The sequence below is a fragment of the Nostoc sp. DedQUE09 genome (genome assembly GCF_034530915.1).
Taxonomy (GTDB): domain Bacteria; phylum Cyanobacteriota; class Cyanobacteriia; order Cyanobacteriales; family Nostocaceae; genus Nostoc.
This window is the reverse complement of record NZ_JAVRCE010000065.1, coordinates 1-23,575: the sequence shown is the minus strand read 5'-3', so window position 1 is coordinate 23,575 and position 23,575 is coordinate 1. Positions and strand designations below refer to the sequence as shown.

Genomic DNA, 23,575 nt, shown 5'->3' with positions numbered 1-23,575 from the left:
ATATAAAGAAAACTTATCGGGATTAAGTAACTAAATTTCATTACTAATCGGGTTCAATTTCCAGTTATATCGTTTAATTTTTCTCGTAGTATCAGAATTGAAGCAAATTTAAACCAGCGGCTAATTCCACAGAACTGCCGTGACCTTTGCCTTAAGATAACTTATACTGCCGTTTGCAAAAGAGAGGATTCCTCGATGCCAACTTATAAAGTGACACTAGTCAACGAAGCTGAAGGGCTAAACCAAACACTTGACGTTGATGATGATGTCTATATTCTAGACGCTGCCGAAGAAGCTGGTCTTGACCTGCCCTACTCTTGCCGTGCTGGTGCTTGCTCGACCTGTGCAGGTAAAATCACCAAGGGTACTGTCGATCAGGGCGATCAGTCATTCTTAGATGATGAACAAATAGAAAAGGGATATGTACTGACTTGTGTTGCTTACCCAACCTCTGACGTCACAATCGAAACTCACAAAGAAGAAGACCTTTACTAAGAGTTAAGCGACTCAAATATAAACCTCTTGCAAGAGTTACTAATGTCGACAAAATAGAAGCAAAATATTTAGAGTTAACACTCTTGCAATGCAATATCGTGTCTACCTCTAAAAGCGACTTTGACAAAAAGTCTAATTTTATAATGAGCAGGAACACAGTAAATTTTGTGTTCCTGCTTAATTTTTTAAGTATGGAGTTTCCTATCTATTCTATAATTTTGGCCTCTTTTTAACTCTCGACTCCTAGTTCACAGATGCAACTTGAATGCCAAGAGCTCAAAGCTTAATTTCTTTGTTGAGAATTTGAATTTGAGTACTAGGATAGTAAAACTGGAGAATTTTTGGACTTGACCAACCTAGTTTTGCTAAATTTTGAGCGCCAGTTTGACTCAAGCCGACACCATGTCCTAATCCACCACCAATAAAAGCGTATCCCCAGAGTTCCGATTTGCCTTTGTTTAAGGGTTGGATGTAAAAAAGCGTACTTGTAGGGGCTGCAAAAGCACTGCGAACTTCGTCTTTGTGCAAAATAAAGGTGCTGCGATCGGTTTTAACTGCAAGTTCAAGGATACGTCCACTTTGGCTTCGCTCCACTACTGCCATAGCCTGAATTGTTTTAAATTTGGCATGGGGACTGTTTTTCACTTGTAAAAATTTCTGCAAGTCCTTGATAATATCCTTTAAAGGGGTTTCTTTATGCCAACGAAACATATCCCACTTGCTTTCATTAAATCCTTGTTGCGTATTAATAAATTTCTGGAAATTCTTTTCATCTGCTAAGTTCTGCTTAGACAAGTCCCAAAAATTGGTCGGAGCATCTAGTACAGGGCGCAAATAGGGACGATCGTCGCCATTCCAGACATCGCTAAAGGAAGCGGTGACGCCACCAGTGGTAGAAGAATACAGGGCGTCTACGAGTTCATTTTTATAAGTTAGTACTTTACCCCTGGTTGAGGCGATCGCTTGGTCTGTTTTGGCAGCTGCTCCCTTCAACCCATAATAAACTTGGCAATGAGTATCAGCACACAACTGATAGTTATCTGCGGCAAACCTACGTAAATTTCTCAGGGCATAAGTTCGGGCAAGAATTGCCTGAGCTTCTAGCGCCGCTTTTGGTGCATCTATTCCTATTTCGTAAGGTACAACTCCACGCAAATAAGTTTCTAAGGGTACTTGGTTAACGAGAGTGTATGTGCCATAGGCATTTGGCTGCAAATTCAATCGACCGGCATAAAGACGAGCATTTTCTGGTTTCTCGCTTTTATTTACCCGAATCAAGTTTTTATCAGTGCTAATTTCCAAGTCCTTCGGGCTATAGCGATTACCATCCACCACCCAACTTACTCGCGGCACTTGCTTCAAAACTTTAGTATCAAGATATACTTTTTGTTGGGTAGAAGCTTGGATGTTTTGTAATAACAAGCGTCGCAGTAAAGGGGTGCTGTAAACATCTCGTTTAGCCCAAACCTGCCAGCGTTCTGGCTGGGCTATTTCCACTTCCATTCCCTGAGAACGCCATTTTTTAGCACTGTCTTCCGCAGTTTCAAAAGTCCGATATGTGCCCAAAACTACTACTTCTTCGACTGCTGACTGGGGTAAAGCTTGCATAACTGTTTCCAGCTTTACAGGATTTTTCGTAAACAGGATTTGCTGCTTATTGCCCGCTTGAAATTTTAGCTTTAAGCGATCGCCTTTCATGGGTTCCAGTTGCAGCTTGGCTGTGGCTTCGGCGCCAAATCGCTGCACAATTCCAATTTTCAGTTCTATATCCTGGATGTTGCTCTCAGGCCCTGATGCAGCAGTCAGTCCCAATAGACAAAATGTTGTCAGTACAGTGTGGGGAAAACGCCAAAACGAAAATTTCATGGCTACCTGATAGCGTTCGTGTAGCGTCTGCAAGAGTTGCGATCGCGAGTCATCTCTCGTAGAGAGGGTCTTCTGCCCCTTAATGAGTCGTTGGAGCTGATTTTCCAATTGCTTTGTAGCGCGGTTTTTTTGTCGCATGAATGCTCCAATGATACCATTACCAATTTTGCCCTCAATATTAGTTGCAAAACGAAGTCATAACGACTATGATTTATTTAGAGGCAAAAAACAGAACTAGTTGGATAAACTCTTTATGGTTAGAGTCCAAGAAATTCCATTAAATCAGATAAAACGGCCATTGCCCCGTACAAACGATCCAAATAAAGTACAAGCTTTAATGGAATCGATTGCGGAGATTGGGCAGCAAGAACCTATTGATGTCCTAGAAGTAGATGGACAATATTATGGCTTTTCTGGTTGCCATCGGTATGAAGCTTGCCAACGTTTAGGCAAAGAAACCGTTTTAGCAAGAGTCCGTAAAGCACCCCGTAGCGTTTTAAAGATGCACTTGGCATAGAAAATGGGAGTGGGGAATAGGGAGCAGGGGAGCAGAGGAGACAAGGGGACAAGGGGGACAAGGTGACAAAAGTTTAGAACTTACAATCAAGTCTTTCTCCTTGTCCCTAAGTCCTCTTTCCCATGCCCAATTTCCAATCCCCAATTACATATAACCTAATTAGGAGAAAATTATGTCATCGAAAGTAACAGTCAAAAATGTAAATATCGGCATTGACGAGGCGAGTAGGGCTAAAATTGCCGATGGTTTATCTCACCTGTTGGCTGACACTTATACACTGTATCTGAAAACTCATAACTTCCATTGGAATGTAACGGGGCCGATGTTTCAAACATTGCATTTGATGTTTGAAACCCAGTATACAGAATTAGCCTTAGCAGTTGATTTAATAGCCGAAAGAATTAGAGCGCTTGGCTATCCTGCACCAGGAACCTACAGCGAATATGCCAAACTAAGTTCGATTCCAGAAACTCCCGGAGTTCCTAAAGCTGTGGAGATGATTCGCGAACTTGTGGAAGGACAAGAAGCCGTAGTCAGAACTGCACGGTCTATTTTCCCCGTGATAGAGGAAGTTAACGACGAACCTACCGCCGATTTATTGACTCAGCGGATGCAAGTACACGAAAAGACAGCTTGGATGTTGAGAAGTTTACTGGAAGAATAGGAATTAGGGAATAGGGAATGGGGCATAGGGCACAGGAAATAGCGGATAGAGAAAAAACTTAATCGCCAATGCCCAATTCCTAATCCCCAATCCCCAATGCCCAATACCCAATCCCCAATGCCCCATACTCAAAAGTTGCAAACTTTAATGCAACAGGTAGGTATTTCTAGTTTTAAAGCACTGAGTCGCGCTGCTGGTGTCTCAGAGCGTCAAATTTTGCGCTTACGCCAAGGAAAGCTAGAGCAGATGCGGGTAGATGTGTTGCTCAAGCTGTCGCCAGTGCTACAGATGCCATTGAATGAATTAATCGCAACTTTCTCAACCGTAGAGTTTTCACAAGAGAAAACAGCGCCAACTCAGGAATTGTTACAAGAAATTACAAATTTAAGAAGAGAGTACGATCGCTCGCAGCTTCAATTAGAACAACAGCGAGAAATATTACTACAAGAACTCCAGCAGTCGAGTTTGCAACTGCTGGAGTCTTTATTATTGCAATGGCCAACAGCAGCACAGAAAGCGCAGGAAAATCCCCAGCTAGCAGCAGTGAAAATAGTACCGTTGGTGCAAAAACCTCTGGACAAGCTTTTACAGGCGTGGGGAGTGGAAGCGATCGCACCTGTGGGAGCAGAATTACCTTACGATCCCCAACTGCACCAATTGCTGGAGGGAACTGCACAACCTGGAGAAACAGTCAAAGTACGCTACATTGGCTACTTTCAAGGTGAGAAACTGCTTTACAGAGCCAAAGTGAGTCCTATTTGAGGAAGTGAGAAGTTAGAAGTAACAAATTCACAACTCTTTACTTTTTGTATTGTCTGTCGAGAAATGACAGATATTGGGAATACTCAAGATAGCTGAGGCGATCGCCTTCAGAAAACTTCTTTTAAAGCCTTGGTGTCGGTTCTAGCTTGCTTGGCACTGTTGAAACCTAAATTTTTGGCTCTAGAGCGGTAGTCCAGAGGTAAATGATTTCAATTATGTAAATAATTGGACATAAATAAATATAGATCCTAGTTACTATCATGAGTACTCAGGGAGGAAAAGCTACTGCTAGACTCGGTTTAGCTATGTGTAGGCGTAGCGAGCCGTAGGCATCGCTGCAACAAGTTTAATTCTGAGTTGCTTAATGATAATTATTATCATGAGATTTATTGAAGAATCTCAGTTTTGTAAAATTTTTGGTAAATCATCTGAAAAGCAGTAACTTCAGCTTGTATGTAAGTATATATTTAAATCCATGAGATGCAAGTAAGTCGGCGTTAAAAAATTAACATATATGACAAAACATCAAATCAACGAACGACTTATAAATTGGTCATTACAACATTTTTACAAAACTAAATATACCAGTTGTTTATCATGCCAACTTACTTAGCTTGTTTCTTTATAATTGGTCTATTTCTAGTAAGAAAACTATAATTAATTAAGCTAACTAATTGTTTTGATGGCAAAAAAATAGATTCAAAATTTTATAATTAATCTTTATCTATCCTGATTAATTATGAATGATTACTCTATAGGTAATCTTAAATTTTATTTTACAAGTATTTTTAAATGTTCTATAATAGCGAAATCAGAGTATTATTTACATAAGTCAGAGTGACATAATTATGAGAGAACAAGTAAAAGTTATTAAACTCAGTGGTAATTTGAACGCCACAACTTCACAAGACTTTCGACAAAATATCACTGATATTCTAGAAAGTGGTGCGAAAATTGTGTTAGTTGATTTTAAAGATGTAACGTTTATGGATAGTTCGGGTTTGGGAGCTTTAGTATTAGCTTTTAAAACCTTGCGAGCAGCGGATACTAAGCTTGTTCTCTGCTCAATTAATGAGCAAGTCAGGATATTATTTGAACTAACTAATATGGATAAAGTATTTGAAATCTTTCCCAGTCAAGATGCATTTAATCAGGTTTTAGTCTCTAATACGTAATTAATCAAATTTCATTTGCAAAATAGATAAATCATCATCAAAAGCATCTTTGGAGTTCAAAGCTATTAAATAACTGAGTACGCGATCAAGTTGGCTATCAACAGGATCTTGTAAGCTAACTAGTAGCTGAATAAAAGCATCCAAACTCCAAAGTGTGCCGTCTGATTTAGTGATTTCATAAGCGCCATCACTAAAAATGTAAAGGGTACTGAATTTTTCAATATTGTAAAACCCATCAACATATTTTGCCTCTGGAAACATACCAACTGGCATACCAGGGGTTTTCAAGAGTTGAACTTCAGACTTTCTTGGAGAGGTGCCAGTAACTAAAACTGCTGGTGGATGGCCTGCACTAGCATAAATTAACTGACGGTTGATTCGGTTGTAAACTCCGTACCAAATTGTAAAGTACTTGTCATTTTGATAATTCATCTGAAAAGTGTCATTCAAAGCCTTCAATACATCACTAGGTTGATAGTAATTCAAACCTTTGAGCGCACGGGAACGCAGCAGATTTAGCACTGAAACAGAAGGAAGAGTAGCTTTGAGTCCATGTCCGGCCGTATCGAGTAAGTAAATTGCCAAATAGTCATCATCGAGCCAATAGTAATCGAAACAGTCACCGCCGAGTTGTCGCGAGGGAATGAATCGGAAATTTATATTGAAGGGTTCGGTCATGGAAAGAGGTAGCAGCGATCGCACATATTCTGCTGCTTCTGACATTTCTGATTCTAGAAGCAACTTTTGAGCCTGCAAATCTCTACTCAACTGATGCAGGCGTAATCCCGCTCTTACGCGTGCTTGTAATTCATTATGCTCGATAGGTTTAGAGATAAAATCATCAGCACCAGCATCTAAACCTTTGACACAATCGGCAACGGAATCTAAGGATGTTAATAAAATAAAGAATGTAGTGAAAAATTTGGGGTTTGTCTTAATGCGGTGGCAAACTTCTAGTCCAGTCAACCCCGGCATGATCCAATCACAAATAATTAGTGCTGGACGATAAACTAGTGCCTTTTCTATTCCTTCCTCGCCGCTACTGGCAGTAACGACCTCATAACCCTGTTTTTCCAACATCCTTTTCAGGAGTATTTTTATTGAATGGTCATCATCAATTATTAGTATTTGAAACATATAATTTTTTTGAAAACACTCATTAATAATTTTTTGTCAAACTAGAAAATAAAAATATGATATGAGCTAATAAGCTAGTAGTATCAATACACAGAAAAATGCTGCTATAGCGCTTATCGTACCCTGTGGATGCTCCTTCTGGGGAGACCCTAGCGCAAACGGAGAACTCGTAGAGTAGTTCTTATGCGTCTATGTATGCAATAGAATTTGACTACTCTCTCTTTTTAAGAGAGAGTACCTTACGTTGGGGCAACAGGCATAAGGAGTTGAGGGTTTGGTCTTTATAAGACTCAAATGAGAAGCACTATAACTCATTTCTATTTACTCATGGAATTTACGACTGTTTAACAGTCATAAAATATTATGGCGCTCCCAAAGGATTTAGCCATAAAAGAATGTTGCTTTTTAACTGGTTTAAGTCGCGGTATGCTTCTTGCTTGAACCATTGTCCTAAAGCGTCAAAGGGGGTAAAAGATGTTCCCGTTTGCCATTTAATATCTTGACCTAAAGGTGTTGTATGATTTCCTGGTAACGTTTGTGCTGTCACCATTTCATCAAAACGTTCTTGTAAGATTTTGGTTAAAGCTGCCGATTGATCGATGGTGTCATTACTAAATTTTATTAATAAATTGCGCCGGATACTGTAACATTCTTGGACAAGTTTGTTAGTTTCCAACGGCGATGGGGTAAACTCGATTTTCAAAGTAGAATTGAATTGTTCTACTAGAGGAATAGCTTCTTTAGCGGCGTAGTTGTTGAAGGATATTAAAATATTGCCTGCACGTTCTACTTTAAAAAGGCTACCAATCAGCAAGTGGAGTTTACAGCCCATACTGTGCCCAACGCCGTAGATGGGAAAGTAAAGCTTGCGTAATGCCCCAGAATCATGCAATCGTTCGAGGGTGCGGTCAAAGTTTAACAGCACGGATTTTGCGATCGCAGTATGATCCAGTGTATTGACGAAAGGGGTAGCAATTACAACATAGCCTTTACTTGCCAGTTGTTCGAGTAACCAGCGATAAGTGATGTGTGGTGCAGTGGCGACAAATGCACCTCCCAAAAAATGAACGATACCTATGGGATTTCGGGGAATGATTACCCAGTTCCCTCTAATTTCTTTCCAGTCCATGCGGATAAGCGATCGCTTTACGAATATTCTTTATGGTAGACCGGGGATTGCAACCGTGGGAAAGATTATGGAAAAAGCCATTGATAATCTCTGGCAAGTAGATCGGAAACCAACCCAATACTTCTCGGGTTTTGGGGAAAAGGGGAAAGGGAAAAGGGAAAGAAAAAACCTTTAACCCTTACCCTTTACCCCAAACCCGATTCCGAGTTAAAAATGCACAAAGCGAGAAGTATTGGAAACCAACCCACCCAGCAGCGTCTATGCATTAGACCTCTTGCAAAAGTGCTTTTGGCAAGAGGGGGAAAAAGGGGTTCATGTTAAAGGGGAAGGGGACAATACAGAACCTTTCCCCGTTCCCCCTTACCCTTTTCCCCACAAATGCCCAGAAGTCTATTTATCATAAGCACCTACGCTTTCTCCAACTCTTTCTAAATCCCCATTACAAAACTTAATTACGAATTACGAATTATCTTAACGTTGAGTCTGTAATCTTTTCATCTCGTATTGCACATCTAATGCAATTTGTAATGCTTCATTGAGTAATCTTCCATGCTCAGTAGCCTCCTCTGTTACTTGCATAGCTGTTAAAGTTGCTAAATTGTTGACAAATAGTTCTGTATTACTCAGGATAAAATTCTTGTTCTCTCTCAAAATCCTTTCTGTTTTTAAAGCTCGAACTAAATCAGCTTTGGTGAGTTTAAGTGCTTCGATTACATCCTCTCTTTCCTTTATAATCACTTCTGGATTACCAGCTTCTTCTATTTGGTCATTGATATCTATAACTCTAATAACAGTATTATATCTATTAACCTCATTTAATAGGATTTGCAAAGATTTCGTCATATTAACTTTAACAAGCTTACTTCTACTTTTCCAGATCAAATACAAGATACTTTGCGTCAAACCACCAACCCAAAGCGCTAAGAAAATTAATAATATCCATGATGGAATTGTTATCCATGTAACAAATATTTTAATAATGATGTCAAATAAAATATATACGAAAATAAATGTAGAAAATCCAATAAAGACTACAGTTGCTCCTTCAGAGCTTTTAAGTTTTTGTATATATATATTTGCTAATCTCTTGAGAGGATTTGTAATAATTAAAAGTTCCCCATTGACAGGTAAATTAGTCAGCTTTTGCAGATCGTTCTGACTAATTTCCAAGCCCTGTAAATCATCCCGCACAGCTTTTCAACCCTTGCCAGAATAGTTATTTAATCTAATATAGCAATCAAATTTCTAGAATGCTGGCATTTTGTCTAAACTTTTTCGTGCAGTTAATACTTATAGGCAATATCAATAATTTTTGTACAATATGATACTATTTTGCCAAGATAACTATTTACAGCAGAATTCAGAATTCAGAATGGGCTACGCCCCGTTGCGCTAACAGAATTCAGGAGTAAAACACGCTTTCTACCTGGGTAACAGACTTAGCTTGTGTACCTCACCAACTTGAAATTGTTCTAGCAAACAGTCATTTAAGAATGGAAAAGTCCGCAAAAACGGACTTTATTTATTGAGTTATAAATAATCGTGTCTTATTCGTTACATTAACTTCGTTTTGGAGAAGGTTGTTTCTGTTTTGAAACACCAGGCTGAGAGTTTAAGAATGGGGGAATAGGACAGTCTAGCGTCATGGCGATCGCTCTGAGTAAATCTGCTTCTGAAGGAGTAACTTTGTTATCTAATAGTACCGTGTGGGCGCAAGCATCAACAATAGCTTGTTTGAGTTTGGGAGTGGCAAGCCGCAGGCGCTCAATACTTTTCTTTAGTTCAGTAAAATTACAACTTAATGGCATTTCTGGTTTTTCTTGCTCTCCGGCTTTGGGAAGTCGAAAAACTCCAGAACGAAAAGCATAGGCGATGTCTTCAGTAGACGCATTAGGTTGGGAGTGTCCGACACGGGCAATTACGGACAATATTAATAGACTATCTGGCCAAATCTGTTCGATTGAGGTGAATTCTACGGTTGTAGTAGATGTAGGATTTATACTAGGTTGCAGACGATGCCACAGTATTAACTGCAACACAAAATGCCACAGCGATAAACTTCCGGTGGCTACAACTAAACCGTGGACGCATTTGCACAGCCTTTGGCATTCTTTGGCAGAGTTTTGGCGCAATACGGGTACTGCTAAATCCACAAGTGGTAAGCGAATTTTGGGATCTAACTGATTAATTTCGCTACTTAATTGTAGGGTTTTGTCTACCAACTCAGCAGACTGCACCTCGCGTAACCAAGCAATTTGACGTTCTTGAATTTGGAGATTTTCTGTATCTAACGCTAACGCAAAAGCGATCGCCATTGCGCTTTGCTGCTCTCGCGCGCCCAAACGCAGGGATTCTGGTAACTGCGATAACAGCGCTTGAGCATGGGCAAAATGCTCTGGTGTAACGCTTCCAACTTGGTTTACAACCTTTTCTGGCGTGGCATTGCTACCGCCAGCAAAGCCCATTGTTAGGGATTCCTGGGAAGGGGAACGCATCTGATTGCGAGATGGCATTGCTGCTAAATTGCTGACGTTCAAACCCCCAACGCGGCGGATACGTTCTGCTAGAGGTGGGTGGGTAGAAAACATATCTTCCCAAAAAGAGGGGTTGAGGGCATTGCCAAAAAACATGTGGCTAGAGGCTTCTGCACCCGGCGATATTAACCGTGAATCCATCTGTTGGAGTTTTTGAAAGACTCCCGTAAGTCCATTGGGGTTGCGAGTGAACTGTACGGCTGAAGCATCGGCAAGAAATTCACGCTGGCGAGAGACGGCGGCTTTAATCAGGCGTCCGCAAAGTAATCCAATACCGCCAATTGCCATCAGTGCCAAACCAAAAGCCCAGATAGGTAAACCCTTGTCTTCCTTTCCTAAACGGAAGCTAGCGCGAAGACGCCACAGCAATTCCCCCGTTAAGTAAATGAACAAAATCCCATGCAGTAGTCCCACTAAACGCAAATTCAGCCGCATATCTCCATTGAGAATATGACTGAATTCGTGGCCGATAACTCCTTGTAGCTCATCCCGGCTCAGGTGTTCCAAAGTTCCACGGGTAACTCCAATTACAGCATCATTGGGCGTAAATCCGGCAGCAAAGGCATTAATGCCGGTTTCTTTGTCGAGGAGATAAACTTGTGGGACAGAAATACCAGAAGCGATCGCCATTTCCTCGACAATATTTAATAGTTGTCGCCCTTGTTCATCGGCCATCTCTGGTAGCAGGAGTCTTCCTCCTAACTCTTGGGCAATTACGCTTCCGCCCTGCCGGAGACAGGCAACTTTGTATAAACTTCCGACTGCGATCGCAATTATTGTAATCCCAGTCACGTAGAGAAATAACCCTGGATGCCACCAAACACGAGGAGCCATGCGAAACAGAAATAAACTGGCAAGATAAATTGCCATAATCATGACTGCGATCGACAGGGAAAATAACCCGATTAATTGTTGCGTATTTTGGCGTGCCCGATCCTGATGTTCAAAGAAATTCATAGACACCTAAAAAGACACACGTGGAGCATTTCTCATTTCTGGAGTAGCTTCGGGGAGCAATTCTGCAACAGTAAAGTTAAAAGTATTTGCCACAAGGTTGCTAGGAAAAGATTCGCTCTTGGTGTTGTAAAGTGTCACAGCGTCATTAAAAGCCTGACGGGCAAAAGCAATCCGGTTTTCAGTGGAAGATAGTTCTTCCATTACCTGAGTCATGGCGCGATCGGCTTTCAATTCTGGATAAGATTCTGAAAGTACCATCAACCGACTTAACGCACCTGTCAGTGCCCCTTCAGCATTGCCCAACTGTTGCATCGCTTGGGGATCTCCAGGATTTTGTGCGGCACGACTGCTAGCATTAATTGCAGAATTTCGGGCGGCAATAACTGCTTCTAAGGTTTCTCGCTCATGTTTCATATACCCTTTAGCAGTCTCCACCAAGTTGGGAATTAAATCATAACGGCGCTGTAATTGAACATCGATTTGAGAGTAAGCATTTTTGTAACGGTTCCGATACTTAACTAAATCGTTGTAGCTATTAATGATAATTACAGCAACAATGGCAACTAAAGCAACAGAAAATATTAAAAACCCCATATTTTTAGATTATTTCCATCAAGTACTTACTTTTTTGCAGATTTACCAATCACGGTAATCCTTAATATCCAGCAAAATTTGTGTGGATATAAAGATGAGTCTACTTGTAGCAAGTTGGCTTCGTCGTCTGTAAAATTAGTTACGCAATTGCACTGAAGATAGATAGATTGTAAAATTTTTTAACACAACTACACATACACAGAGAACATAGAGGCAAAGAAATACAGAGACAAGAGAAATAACTTACAACAATTCCCAACTATTTCTATCTCTTTTTTCTGTGTACTCTGTGCCTCTGTCTGCGGTTGATTAAAAATTCTAGCCAGATATGTCACCTATAAATCTGCATAAATAGGGAATAACCACTGACAGCAAAAATAAAAAGGATGGCGGCAGGAAAAATTACTACATCCCTGACAATAAATAAAATCCAATCTTTTCTTAGTTCTTGTTTAAACTTGAGTTCTCGCAGTTTTCGCTCAAGTTCTACGTCTTCTGGTGACTGCAAGTTGACAGGTGACAAATTTAGCGGATTATCCCCTTTGCTGGCAATTCTTTTTGATAAATCTGTTATATCTGTCATGCTGTTGAGATACTGATATTACTTAGTGTCTCATAAAAAAGAGCCAGAGAATTAGTTCTCTGGCTCAAAGCTGGAGACAAAAGAATCATCAAATAAAGGCTAAATTGGGTAAGAACCTAGATTCTTCCCAGGTTATGCAACCCTAAAATAGCGCCCACACCTAAGATATGGCCAAAGGCAGCACTTGCTAAAAACGCTGGTACACCAAAATTACCAAGGAAATTGGCTGAGGGTAGTTTTGGTTCTGCGTTGGGATACTTGATGCTAGATTTGCCAAAGGCAATGGCAATGATATTAGCAATAATCATAATCAGTCCAACTGTAGGACTCCATTGCAGAGGTGTGGTTGCAGCAGCGAGTAAGGTTGAAGTTAACACCTAGATTTGCTCCTGAAATTTATTAATGGTTGAAAACATAATCTGAAACTTTCCGAAGCAAATTCAAGAAATTACCCGATTTTGCATCAATATTTAACAGTTATTCTTACTACTTAATACAATACAAGTTCAACGCAGCGAGCTGATTGTGCTAGCTGTTTGTATTTCAATGTCTGAAACAAGCAAGCCATTAGTATTGATTTATACTTACAGTAGAGTTCAAGAGTAAAATACGCTTGATACCTGGGTAACAGACTTAACTTGCGTACCTCCTGAACTTAAAATCTGCTGTAGATATAGCAAAGTGCTGAGTGCTGAGTGCTGAGTGCTGAGTGCTGAGTAAGAACCCGGTCGTTTCAAGCTTTTGAGCAATCAACACTGTCCTAACCTATGTGACTACGGCTATAAAAGTGATTCCGATAAAATTATTGTATCTATAGAAATCTGTGCAGGAGTTATGAACAAAATCATCCCTAACTTTTTGAAGGATACAGTTGAAGTCAGAAATTTAAGGAGCGGATTCACCTTTCGGTAGATTTAGACAGAATCATCAAAACTGTATATTTGGATGGGGTAACACATAATTTGGCGCAAAACCTCATGCTAAATCAGTAATTTCAAGAACGACAGATGAAATTTTGATTGAATTCTAGTTAATTTGTTCCTTAAGTTCCTCAAAAGCCATGACATCCCCTGAGCCTCAAACTGATTTTGGAGAAAAAGCTCCACAAACGTCATTTGAGCCACCTTCTGGAAAACGGCGGTGGCTTTGGTTGAGTTTAGCCGCACTCCTATTATTAGGAAGCGGAGCAACTCTATGGCGTTTACTCACTCCACAAAATTCAGCACCTTTAAATGTTAACGCTCAACCTCAAGGGGTAAGAGTCAAAATATCAACAGTACAAAGCGGCATAATTGAGGAAAGTTCAGATTTTATTGCTAGTCTAAAATCCCTGCGCTCAGTCACGCTCCAGCCGAGAATTCAGGGTCAAGTTACCCAGATACTTGTCAAATCAGGAGATCCAATCGTCGAAGGAGCGGCAATTCTCCAAGTAGATCCTACACCACAGGCAGCGATCGCTAGGAATAATCCTGTACCTCAAGCATTTTTAATGCAACTGGCAAATGCCCGTGCCACACTCAAATCTTTAGAAGCAGAACGACCATCCTACGTTGCGAATCTGCAATTGTACCAGCAGAACTACGATAAGTTTGTCAACCTAGCTGAACAAGGAGCCGTGTCTCGACAAACTAGCAATCAGTTTGCTAATCGGCTCGCCAATGCTAAGACTAGTCTCGATGCAATTGATTCCAGGATTCAAGCACAACGAGCCACCATCTTAGAGGCTGAAAAATCTTTGCAGCAATCTAATGTAAATACTCAAACACAACAGCCCCAATCTGACAAAATTACCGCTCCTTTTAGTGGCACAGTTGGCAATATCCCTGTGAAAGTCGGTGATTTAGTTAATACTTCTACACCATTAGTTAATATCACGCAAAATCGACCTTTAGAAGTGAATATCTCTGTGCCACTACAGCAAGGGCCCCAATTGCGTAAGGGTATGCCAGTAGAGGTGATGAACACACAAGGTCAAAAACTAGGTAGAAGTAGGATCTTTTTTATTGCACCTAATGCCAGCAATGAAACACAAACGATATTGATTAAAGCACTTTTTGACAACACTAATGGTCAGCTACGTGCAGATCAATTGGTTAGGACTAGAGTGTTTTGGAATCAGCGCCCCGGAGTTTTAATTCCCACAACAGCAATGACTCGTGTAGGCGGGGACACTTTTGTTTATGTAGTTGAAACGGAGACATCTCCCCAAGGTGTATCCCAACAAGTAGCTCGACAAAGGCGAGTAAAGCTAGGCGAGATCAAAGGTAATAATTACCAAGTTATTGAAGGATTACAGCCAGAAGATAAAGTTATTATTTCAGGGTTGCTCAATCTCAGGGATGGTGTTGCGATCGTTCCAGAATTTTAATTAAGGGAAGTAGAGAGGCGATCGCTAAATTTAACCTTGGTACAGTGCCTTTAACAATAGATAATCATTTTAGTTAACCAAAATTAAACTCGATTAATCTATGGCATCAATAACCGGGAAGGTTGCAATTATCACTGGTGCATCGCGGGGAATTGGACGAGCGATCGCACTCAAGTTAGCTGGGAACGGCGCATCTATTGTCGTCAACTATGCGGGGAATGCAGGCAAAGCACAAGAAGTTGTTGCAGAAATTGAAAAGTTGGGAGTAGAAGCGATCGCTATCCAAGCTGATATTAGCAAAGTACCCGACATCAAAAGGTTATTTGAACAAACACTTGAACGTTTCGGTAAAGTCGATATTTTGGTCAACAATGCCGGAATTGCCTTCTATAAACCAATTACTGAGGTGACAGAAGAAGATTTCGATGCGATTTTTGCCATTAATGTCAAAGGCACTTATTTTACTTGCCAACAAGCCACGCAACACATGTCAGAAGGAGGACGGATTATCAACTTTTCCTCATCAACTACGGCGATGATGCTGCCAACTTATAGTGCTTATGTAGGAACCAAGGGTGCTGTTGAACAAATCACGCGGGTACTAGCTAAAGAATTAGGTGCAAAAGCGATCGCAGTTAATGTTATTTCTCCTGGCCCCACGGATACAGAACTGTTTCGAGAAGGCAAAACACAAGAACAGATAGATCGTTTAGCCCAAATGGCGGCTTTTGGCAAACTGGGAGATGTGCAAGAAATCGCCGATGTAGTAGCGTTTCTTGCTAGCGATGAAGCTAGGTGGATCACTGGGCAAAATATTCGTGTCAACGGTGGAATCGCGTGAGGAAAAGCTCTCCTCTAAATCAAAAATATAATTTGTCAGTTGGACAATTTTTCGGTTTTATAATTGTCCAAGTAGGAGAACACAGCCGTGCTGGCTTCCGATTAAAACGGATTGCTAAATCTGGGATGACAAAGTTTGTATAAAGCATTTATAACTTATACAAATAATGGCTGATTATCCGGTTGTAGAGTCTGTGCTTTTGCACTAAATATCACTTATCAGGCCTTAAAAAAATATGGATTTGTCCAACTTTACTACACTCCAAAACTTAGAAGCAGCCTTCGGTGGTGAATCGATGGCAAATCGTAAGTATCTGTTTTTTGCAGATGTAGCGCGTCAACTTGGGTTTACAGACTTAGCGAAACTTTTTAAAGAAACAGCAGATCAAGAAACTGAACACGCTTTTGCACATTTTAAGTTACTGCATCCAGAACTTGTGGTAGAAGATGCAGCGGCTTTAACTGATGAACAAAAGCGGGAAATTGTATCTCGCTGTTTATCTTTGGCAATTGAAGGCGAGACTTACGAACATACCACAATGTATCCAGAGTTTGCCGCAGATGCCCAACGCGATCGCGACAATCCCGCAGCTGAAGAATTTCTCAAACAAGTTCAAGAATCTACCGATCATGCCAACACATTTCGGGAAGCTGCCCACCGTTTTGGCTTGTTAAAATTCATCGAAAATTATCACGCCGATCGCTACACTGAAGCCTTAGAAGTATTAAATGGTGGACAAACATCAACTAGAGTTGCTGGTGAAGATCCTAAAACTCGTAAGTGGATTTGTAGACAATGCAGCATGATTTACGATCCCGTTGCTGGCGATCCTGATTCGGGAATTGCGCCTGGGACACCTTTTGAAGAAATTCCTGAAGACTGGGAATGTCCAATTTGCGGTGCTAGCAAAAAAACCTTTAAACCATTTGAAGAAAAAGTTGCAGCTTAAGACGACAATCAATTAGGCACTTTTTTAGCAACTAAACGCGAAGCGTCTCTTGAGACACTTCGCGTTCATCATTAGACTTCTTGGCATTTGTCGGGGTAAAGGGGAAGGTGGAACCCCTCTGGGGATAAGGGGCGGGGGAAAAGGGTAAAGAAACTCAAAATCCTTTCCCTTTAACCTTTTTCCTTTTCCCTCTCTTACAAAAATATATTTTTGCAAGAGGTCTATTATTTATACACAGGGTTTTATCATGCACTTACCAGAAGATAACAGCCAATCTGAACGACAGAAACCAGTTTATCTAGAGCTAAATTTTCAGATTATTTGTGCAGTTGTACTAATTGCTGTTATTGGAGTTTCTAGCGTGACTCCTGCTTTTCCTAAGTTAGCTAAAGATTTAAATATTAACCCGAAAAATTTGGGTTTGTTGATTACAGCATTTACATTCCCATCTCTGATTTTAGGGCCAATTATTGGTATTCTTGCCGATAGATTAGGCAGAAAGAGAATTATCGTTCCTTCACTATTTATATTTGGCATAGCTGGTACTGCTTGCGCTTTCGCCCGTGATTTTAATTTATTACTATGGTTGCGCTTGCTGCAAGGAATTGGTGCTGCTTCTTTGCTTTCTTTAAGTATCACCTTAATCAGCGATTTATACACAGGAAACAGACGGACTACGGCAATGGGTTACAATGCCAGTGTCAGCAGTGTCGGCACATCAAGTTATCCAATAATCGGTGGTGCATTGGCTACAATGGGCTGGTATTATCCCTTTATGTTGCCGATATTAGCGATTCCTCTTGGGTTGTTGGTGTTGTTTGCACTTAAGAATCCCGAACCAAAAGGCGAGCGCAACCTCAAAGAGTATTTGAGCAATGCCATAAAAGTTCTGAAAAATCGTCAGCTATTTGGAATTTTTATTGCCAGTGCTGCTAACTTTGTATTTCTTTATGGTGCTTATGTCACATATTTACCACAACTGATTAACGATACCTTTAAAGCGCCACCCACAATTATTGGATTGCTCCTTTCTAGTGTTTCCGTGGCAATTACAATTACATCTTCCCAGTTAGGTAGATTAGCGAGAAGATTTCCCGCCACAACTTTAATTAGTGCATCTTATGTTTTCTATGCATTAGCAATGTTAATAGTTCCCTTTGTGTCAAATATCTGGTTACTATTAATTCCAAGTACAATTTTTGGGATTGGGCTTGGTATTGGTTTTCCTAGCAGCCAAACACTTTTAGCAGATTTAGCACCAAGAGAATATTTGGCGACGATTATATCGGTAAACGGGACATTCTATGGATTAGGACAAACATTAGGCCCGTTACTGATGGGTTATGCTTTTGGTTTTGGCGGAATTAGTAGTGTGTTTTATGCCGCAACTGGTTTTGCTGTTTTGATATTTTTTGTGTTTAGGTATTGCACTTGTAGGTAATTTGTAATTCGTTTAAGAAGTAAGAGTCTTTTCAATCCGACGATCGGGTATTAGCCAGATGACTGCGACTAAAGCGTATAATGCACAGGCAAACCATGAGTTCATTAAGGCAAGTGGAATTGCTACAGCATAGATAACTACTGATACTTTTCCTTTGAAATCTTCACCAACTGCGATCGCTAGAGTCGAATCCTTGCCGTGGTAAGAAATCAGGACGCGGGTAAGAATAAAGTAAGCGATCGCATTCAACAATAAGACCGTACCATAAAGGGCAACTGGTATGGGAGCAAAGTGATTCTCGCCCATCCAACCAGTGACGAAGGGGATGAGTGACAACCAAAACAGCAGATGCAAATTGGCCCAAAGAATACGTCCATTAACATGTCGGACTGCTTGTAGTAGGTGATGGTGATTGTTCCAGTAGATGCCGATATAAATAAAACTCAATACATAGCTCATAAATACCGGGATTAGTGGACGTAGCGCAGCTAAATCCAACCCATGCGGTACTTTGATTTCTAGCACCATGATGGTGATGATGATGGCAATCACCCCATCGCTGAATGCTTCTAATCTCCCTTTTCCCATGTACGCATTCCTTTTCTATTTACTTGAGAGTTAAGTTGTGACACTTTGTACTTTATCGTACCAAGTAGCCGCCGTTGATGAAGATTCTCTGCGTTGGCGTAGCCCGCCAAGGGCATCGCAAAATCAAAATCTTTAATTCTCACTTGCCAATTTCCGCCGTAATTCCCGAATAGCAGCGCTAGTATTGCGCTCGTAGGCAATTTTTAGAGACTCTGTGACTACTTCTGACACATTGGTGTTAGGGAAATAACGGCTACTGGTTTCAACAGTGTAGCGATCGCCCTGCAATCTGTAAATTACCAGCTGGTTTTTCCTAAACAACCAAACTTCTGGTACTCGATAAGGTAGGTAGTCATTAACATCGGTGTAGCTGGTGATGTCTATTTCCACCACTAAATCAGGTGATGGATCGACACCCCAATTAATTCGATCTTTACCTGCAATTGCTTCCCAGTTTTCAATATAAAAACAGTAGTCTGGTTCTATACCACTTTCTTGTGGTAGTTCCATTGTGATTGGGGTAAATGCCTCGTATTCTCGTCCCAAACAATCGAGCAAAACTTTGACTACATCTGCAATTACACTTACTTTGCGCCCATGTTCTGGTAGCGGTGCCATCAAGAGAATTTCTCCATCTCGATATTTAATACGAGGCGAGGAGCGATCGCCTAGTTGTTCATTGAGTGCTTGATAATCTTGCCAGCTTCCAGGTAGACGTACTACCGCACCTGGGGGCAAATGGATTGTATCGGGTGTGACAACAGCAAACATATAACTGAACCTCCACCTCAACTGTAATGCTTTACAGCAGAATTCAGAATGGGCTACGCCTTGCTGCGCTAACAAAATTTAGGAGTAAAACACGCTTTATATCTGGATAACAGACTTAGCCTCACAACTTGAAATCTGTTGTAAATATTAATTGCTGCGGCTGAAAAATACAGCAGCTATAACAATTAAACCTAAAAGTGCTAAAGGAACCCAGAGATTAGGGACATCTGACAAACTCATAAAGGACTTCCAAATAAGTATGATATATGAGGCAGATTGCAATAGACAGTTGCTACTTGATAAATCAACTTTTAAGAAAGCCTTCTTTTAACTTCTTCAGCTAAATTTTCTAATAGTACTTCTACTTGCTCGCCTGTTTTCAAATCTTTGAGCGATGACTTTTGCGCTGCTGCTTCTTCAGAACCAATAATTACACAAAATTGAATTCCTTGTTTGTCTGCTAATTGAAATTGTTTACCCAAGGGACGCTTATCAAAGTTAGTTATGACATTAATTCCCGCCTGACGCAAATGTTGAGAAACTTTTAAATAAGTAGGCATTAAATCTTCTTGCATATTCACTACCATCACTTGGGCTGGTGTAGCAGCTAAAGTACTGAGAATCCCGGCTTTTAATAAACGACTAATTAAACGAGTTAAGCCAATAGAAATGCCTACACCAGGCATCTTTTCGCCCAAAAATACTCCAACTAATTCTTCATATCTCCCGCCAGAACAAATACTACCTAAAGCTTCATGTCCTAATAGAGTTGTTTCGTAAACTGTGCCAGTATAGTAATCAAGACCACGGGCAATGGATAAATCAATACAGAAACGGTTTTCGGCAACTCCGAGATTACGCACCCCAGTAATTACCGTTTCTAATTCGGTAACTCCTAAACTCAATTGCTCGGATTCTGGCAGATTTTGGGCGAGATGCTTGAGCTTATCTAAGACTTCATCAACGGAACCGTCAATTTTAATAAACTCAATAATTTTTTGTGATTGTTCGGCAGCAACTCCTTCTTTATCTAAATCTTGTTTGACTTTAGTCTCACCAATCTTTTCTAGAGTATCAACAATACCAATACAAGATTTTATTTGATTTTCGGCAATACCCAATGATTTAAAGAAACCAGTAAGAACTTTTCGGTTATTGATGCGAATCAGAAAATCACCAATATTAATTGCTTCAAATATCTCAGTGATAATTGCAGGCATCTGAGCATCATAGAGCAAGCTGAGTTCACGACGCGCAACTACATCAATATCACACTGGCGGAACTGGCGAAAACGTCCATCTTTTGCTCGTTCTCCCCGAAAAACTATATCGGTTTGGTAGCGGGCAAAGGGAAAGGTTAATTCATTTAGGTGACGGGCAATATACGCCGCTAAAGGAACTGTTTGATCGAACTTTAAAGCTCTTGCTTCTGAACCTGTTTCGCCCGATCTATCTCTCTCGGCTTGTCGATTTGGTGGCAATATAGGATCAATTCCGTAAATGATATTATCGCCTTGATTACCTTTAGCTTGCAGCACTTCTAAACGTTCTACAGCAGGTGTTTCGATGGGCGTAAATCCATAGCTTTCAAAAACTCTACGGATGATATCTAGCAAATATAATTCTAGACGCTTTTCGCTAGGAAGAAATTCTGGAAACCCGCTAGGGGTAGAAAAGTTTATTTTGTCACCTTTGGCCATGCGTGTACCTTACTAAGTTGAGATTGGAGATAAAAGCCTAACGACTGGAAGTCGTGGCTACACAAACAAAGTCGGCACAACGACCGACTCAGTGACCACCTGCGCGGACTGGAGAATAATAAGCGTTTATCTTTGAGGGGAGAAATGAAATTATAACTTGATGTGAAGCATAACGAATTCCGCTTTTTTTTCAACCGATGCCTGCGGCGGTCACTGAGCTTTGTCGAAGTGCGGGCTACGCCTACGCATTTATCGTCAGCTTCTAATGCTCTTCTGTATCCACACCAATATCTTTCGTCAGTCCTGCCGCCTGTGATCGCTCGTTAGTTGACGGTTTTATTGTCCACGCCCTGGCTTACAATCTGCAAAACCCAACGCCTCTGTATCGAGAAAACTTGCGATCGCCATCTCAATAACTGCTTCGATTGGATATTCAATTTCAGTAGCACGAGCAATTAGAGCGGCGCGAATTCTTTCAGGTAAGCATCCTAAAATAACTTCGGCATCATTGGGGGAAAGTTGCTCTTGGGATTTTGCTTGCATCGCTTTACTACCCTTCGGTTGGAATTTGAACGTTGTAAGGAGGTTCGGTGGCTCTTGTTTAGATATCCTCTTTATCTTTGATTGCGCGTTGCTCATATTCTGTAATGATGCTCTGAATGTCATCTGCGGCAATATCGACTTGTTCAGATTTTGCATAAATAGTCAGCAAAATAATTCCCGTTGCTGTCTTGACATAGTAAATCAGACGATAGCCGCCGCTTTTACCTTTTTGAGTGTCGCTATTTCGGACTCTTAACTTGAAGACCGCATAACCAACCCCAGGTATTTGATCTCCTGGCAACTCTCCCTGTTCAAGTTGTTCGATGACAGGTTGTATATCATTCCGAATACTGCGATACTTCTTGGCAAGAGTGCGTAGATTTCGGTTGAATGTTGGCGAAACTTCAACTTTAATCAAAGGCTGTTCAGTCATTTTCAAGCCCTTCCCAAAGTTGAGCCACTGGGATAGTTTGCCCAGTCATGGCTTCGTGCCAAGCTTGCCGGAAATCTGTTAAGACTTCTGCTTGAGATTGATCGTTTAGAACTTCCTCTTCTGGAATTAGAACAATAACTTCTACGCGGCTATTCTTATCTGTCATGAGAGGATGATCTAAGGTTAGTTGTCCTTGCTCATTAATCGTTGCCATGACTTTAACTGCTTTCATTGCTATTCCAAAATGTTAAGTAGTAGTGGTTAGGTTAATGCCCAAGGTTTTTGCTAAACTCGACTTTCACGCTTTCAGCTCCAAAAGTTGAAAGATGGACTCACGGCGAACCAGTTCAGTTGTTTTACCTTCAGCGATCGCTTGCTCCATTGCCACGTCTTCAATAATTTCTGCCAGAAATTCAGAAACTTCTTTTTGATTGTCACGAATTAATTCAATAATCGCGCTTTTCAAGATTTTCTTAACTTGATCTGGGTTTATAGTAATCTCAGAGATTGTGACTCCGTTAGGTTAGTTTGAGTTTGATAGATTGATTTCTAACGTTTCAAGTTGCTGATTGATCCAAGTGGTTGCTGTCGCCTCATCAGTTTCGATCGCTCTTTCTACTCCTGTTTTAGCAATTTCTAGCAGTTGCTTGGATTGCTCACGCTTTTGGTGAGAGACTTCAACTTTGCTTCTAATTTTCTGCTGAACGGAATCTGGCGCATCCCAAACTTGAAATTGGGCAATGTCTCCGGGATAAACTCGAATAATTCCTGATGAACTTTGTAAATGCTTTTGTACTTGTAGCTGTCCTGCAATACTGTTGATGTAAATTGATAAATATACTGGATCAAGTTTGTCACTTCTCAAAACTGTTACTTCTGTATCCGGTAGGGCTTCTTGTTCATAAAAATATGGCGCACATCGCCCAATCGTACCTACACCAGTCCCATTAAACAAAACATCATCTTGTTGGATCACTACGTCCTGACTAATGAACCACCAACAGCATACACGGCATCATAACCAATCCTTTCTGCCCAAATTGCTGCATCAGGATGTTTTGCTTGCAAACGACGCCTTGTTACCAGCAAATCATCACCAATTTCATATTCACCTGTTTCAACATTGATGGAAATTAATTTGCCAATATTCTCTACTGTCTCAACTTGGGAACGGATATGTTTTTCGTAGAATTCTTTACCACGTTGGATAATTTCTTCGTCACTTAGTTTCGGATAAGACATACAGGCAAGCTTCCAAGTAAAGCATTTGGTTAGGATCGCCCTATTTATTATATAATGTGCAACTTATTGTTAAACGACAAGGAAATAAACAGCGATGCTTGTCATCTCATATTCCCGGCTGTTTTTGCCATACTTTAATAGCAGACCACTGACCAAGTAAACGAACAGACTTGTGTTCTGAACCAATGGCCTCGTGTTCTGAACAAATGGCCTCGTGTTCTGAACCAATGGCCTCGTGTTCTGAACGAATGACCTCGTGTTCTGAACGAATGACCTCGTGTTCTGA

28 protein-coding genes are annotated in these 23,575 nt (G+C 40.7%); 9 read left to right on the top strand and 19 right to left on the bottom strand.

What is annotated here, in order from left to right:
* The first annotated feature begins 195 nt into the window (after positions 1 to 195).
* Positions 196 to 495: a ferredoxin gene (locus RMY27_RS28895; protein WP_194043152.1), complete on the top strand. Its 300-nt coding sequence runs from the start codon at positions 196 to 198 to the stop codon at positions 493 to 495.
* Positions 496 to 771: 276 nt separating this feature from the next.
* Here the strand turns inward: RMY27_RS28895 and RMY27_RS28890 are convergent, their stop codons facing one another.
* Entirely contained in the window at positions 772 to 2,499 is a 1,728-nt protein-coding gene (locus tag RMY27_RS28890; RefSeq protein WP_416212376.1) for a SpoIID/LytB domain-containing protein, read from the bottom strand.
* A 115-nt stretch (positions 2,500 to 2,614) separates the two neighbouring features.
* Here RMY27_RS28890 and RMY27_RS28885 point away from each other — a divergent pair, with 115 nt between their 5' ends.
* From RMY27_RS28885 to RMY27_RS28870, 4 genes are all read left to right on the top strand, one after another.
* On the top strand, positions 2,615 to 2,878 hold the full coding sequence (locus tag RMY27_RS28885; RefSeq protein ID WP_194043156.1) for a ParB N-terminal domain-containing protein: 264 nt from the start codon (positions 2,615 to 2,617) through the stop codon (positions 2,876 to 2,878).
* A 172-nt stretch (positions 2,879 to 3,050) separates the two neighbouring features.
* Positions 3,051 to 3,542, top strand: coding sequence for a Dps family protein (locus RMY27_RS28880; protein WP_289799395.1), 492 nt, complete (start codon positions 3,051 to 3,053; stop codon positions 3,540 to 3,542).
* A 96-nt stretch (positions 3,543 to 3,638) separates the two neighbouring features.
* A complete protein-coding gene (gene grpE / locus RMY27_RS28875) occupies positions 3,639 to 4,304 on the top strand; it encodes a nucleotide exchange factor GrpE (protein WP_322668278.1) in 666 nt (221 codons plus the stop codon).
* Between the two features lie 848 nt (positions 4,305 to 5,152).
* Positions 5,153 to 5,479 (top strand): STAS domain-containing protein, encoded by a 327-nt coding sequence (locus RMY27_RS28870; protein WP_322668277.1) that lies wholly within the window; start codon positions 5,153 to 5,155, stop codon positions 5,477 to 5,479.
* On the opposite strand, the gene RMY27_RS28865 is transcribed toward RMY27_RS28870, so the two are convergent.
* From RMY27_RS28865 to psaK, 8 genes are all read right to left on the bottom strand, one after another.
* Positions 5,480 to 6,616, bottom strand: coding sequence for a PP2C family protein-serine/threonine phosphatase (locus tag RMY27_RS28865; protein ID WP_322668276.1), 1,137 nt, complete (start codon positions 6,614 to 6,616; stop codon positions 5,480 to 5,482).
* A gap of 361 nt (positions 6,617 to 6,977) precedes the next feature.
* Positions 6,978 to 7,745 carry a DUF1350 family protein gene (locus RMY27_RS28860; RefSeq protein WP_322668275.1) on the bottom strand — a complete coding sequence of 256 codons (768 nt, stop codon included), beginning with the start codon at positions 7,743 to 7,745 and terminating at the stop codon, positions 6,978 to 6,980.
* Positions 7,726 to 7,863 carry a hypothetical protein gene (locus tag RMY27_RS28855; RefSeq protein WP_322668274.1) on the bottom strand — a complete coding sequence of 46 codons (138 nt, stop codon included), beginning with the start codon at positions 7,861 to 7,863 and terminating at the stop codon, positions 7,726 to 7,728. The genes RMY27_RS28860 and RMY27_RS28855 overlap by 20 nt, the downstream gene beginning before the upstream one ends.
* 353 nt (positions 7,864 to 8,216) lie before the next feature.
* The gene (locus RMY27_RS28850) at positions 8,217 to 8,936 is read right to left on the bottom strand and encodes a hypothetical protein (RefSeq protein ID WP_322668273.1); all 720 of its coding nucleotides are present in this window, start codon (positions 8,934 to 8,936) and stop codon (positions 8,217 to 8,219) included.
* A 368-nt stretch (positions 8,937 to 9,304) separates the two neighbouring features.
* A complete protein-coding gene (locus RMY27_RS28845) occupies positions 9,305 to 11,236 on the bottom strand; it encodes a M48 family metallopeptidase (protein WP_322668272.1) in 1,932 nt (643 codons plus the stop codon).
* Between the two features lie 6 nt (positions 11,237 to 11,242).
* Entirely contained in the window at positions 11,243 to 11,830 is a 588-nt protein-coding gene (locus tag RMY27_RS28840; RefSeq protein WP_322668271.1) for a LemA family protein, read from the bottom strand.
* Between the two features lie 331 nt (positions 11,831 to 12,161).
* Complete coding sequence (locus tag RMY27_RS28835; protein WP_322668270.1) at positions 12,162 to 12,413, bottom strand: hypothetical protein; 252 nt, start codon at positions 12,411 to 12,413, stop codon at positions 12,162 to 12,164.
* Positions 12,414 to 12,529: 116 nt separating this feature from the next.
* Entirely contained in the window at positions 12,530 to 12,790 is a 261-nt protein-coding gene (psaK, locus tag RMY27_RS28830) for a photosystem I reaction center subunit PsaK (RefSeq protein WP_322668269.1), read from the bottom strand.
* 683 nt (positions 12,791 to 13,473) lie between these two features.
* On the opposite strand from psaK, the gene RMY27_RS28825 reads away from it, so the two are divergent.
* The 4 genes from RMY27_RS28825 (at position 13,474) to RMY27_RS28810 (ending at position 18,012) form a co-directional block, all read left to right on the top strand.
* Positions 13,474 to 14,781, top strand: coding sequence for an efflux RND transporter periplasmic adaptor subunit (locus RMY27_RS28825; RefSeq protein ID WP_322668268.1), 1,308 nt, complete (start codon positions 13,474 to 13,476; stop codon positions 14,779 to 14,781).
* A gap of 100 nt (positions 14,782 to 14,881) precedes the next feature.
* Entirely contained in the window at positions 14,882 to 15,622 is a 741-nt protein-coding gene (locus RMY27_RS28820; protein ID WP_322668267.1) for an SDR family oxidoreductase, read from the top strand.
* Positions 15,623 to 15,857: 235 nt separating this feature from the next.
* Positions 15,858 to 16,571, top strand: a complete 714-nt coding sequence (locus RMY27_RS28815) for a rubrerythrin family protein (protein WP_322668266.1) — start codon at positions 15,858 to 15,860, stop codon at positions 16,569 to 16,571.
* A gap of 247 nt (positions 16,572 to 16,818) precedes the next feature.
* A complete protein-coding gene (locus RMY27_RS28810; protein ID WP_322668265.1) occupies positions 16,819 to 18,012 on the top strand; it encodes an MFS transporter in 1,194 nt (397 codons plus the stop codon).
* A 12-nt stretch (positions 18,013 to 18,024) separates the two neighbouring features.
* On the opposite strand, the gene RMY27_RS28805 is transcribed toward RMY27_RS28810, so the two are convergent.
* The 10 genes from RMY27_RS28805 to RMY27_RS28760 form a co-directional block, all read right to left on the bottom strand.
* Positions 18,025 to 18,600 (bottom strand): TMEM175 family protein, encoded by a 576-nt coding sequence (locus RMY27_RS28805; RefSeq protein WP_322668264.1) that lies wholly within the window; start codon positions 18,598 to 18,600, stop codon positions 18,025 to 18,027.
* Positions 18,601 to 18,732: 132 nt separating this feature from the next.
* Entirely contained in the window at positions 18,733 to 19,371 is a 639-nt protein-coding gene (locus tag RMY27_RS28800) for a Uma2 family endonuclease (protein ID WP_322668263.1), read from the bottom strand.
* A gap of 311 nt (positions 19,372 to 19,682) precedes the next feature.
* Positions 19,683 to 21,071, bottom strand: coding sequence for a histidine--tRNA ligase (hisS, locus tag RMY27_RS28795; protein ID WP_322668262.1), 1,389 nt, complete (start codon positions 21,069 to 21,071; stop codon positions 19,683 to 19,685).
* Positions 21,072 to 21,407: 336 nt separating this feature from the next.
* Positions 21,408 to 21,614 (bottom strand): hypothetical protein, encoded by a 207-nt coding sequence (locus RMY27_RS28790; RefSeq protein WP_322653561.1) that lies wholly within the window; start codon positions 21,612 to 21,614, stop codon positions 21,408 to 21,410.
* A 58-nt stretch (positions 21,615 to 21,672) separates the two neighbouring features.
* Entirely contained in the window at positions 21,673 to 22,047 is a 375-nt protein-coding gene (locus RMY27_RS28785) for a type II toxin-antitoxin system RelE/ParE family toxin (RefSeq protein WP_322668261.1), read from the bottom strand.
* Positions 22,040 to 22,279, bottom strand: coding sequence for a hypothetical protein (locus RMY27_RS28780; RefSeq protein WP_322668260.1), 240 nt, complete (start codon positions 22,277 to 22,279; stop codon positions 22,040 to 22,042). The genes RMY27_RS28785 and RMY27_RS28780 overlap by 8 nt, the downstream gene beginning before the upstream one ends.
* 66 nt (positions 22,280 to 22,345) lie before the next feature.
* On the bottom strand, positions 22,346 to 22,513 hold the full coding sequence (locus tag RMY27_RS28775) for a hypothetical protein (RefSeq protein WP_322668259.1): 168 nt from the start codon (positions 22,511 to 22,513) through the stop codon (positions 22,346 to 22,348).
* Between the two features lie 57 nt (positions 22,514 to 22,570).
* Positions 22,571 to 23,023, bottom strand: coding sequence for a hypothetical protein (locus RMY27_RS28770; RefSeq protein ID WP_322668258.1), 453 nt, complete (start codon positions 23,021 to 23,023; stop codon positions 22,571 to 22,573).
* Positions 23,023 to 23,289 (bottom strand): hypothetical protein, encoded by a 267-nt coding sequence (locus RMY27_RS28765; RefSeq protein WP_322668257.1) that lies wholly within the window; start codon positions 23,287 to 23,289, stop codon positions 23,023 to 23,025. Before RMY27_RS28765 ends, RMY27_RS28770 begins: the two co-directional genes overlap by 1 nt.
* 106 nt (positions 23,290 to 23,395) lie before the next feature.
* The coding region (locus RMY27_RS28760; protein ID WP_322668256.1) for a hypothetical protein at positions 23,396 to 23,575 on the bottom strand (180 nt) is incomplete at its 5' end.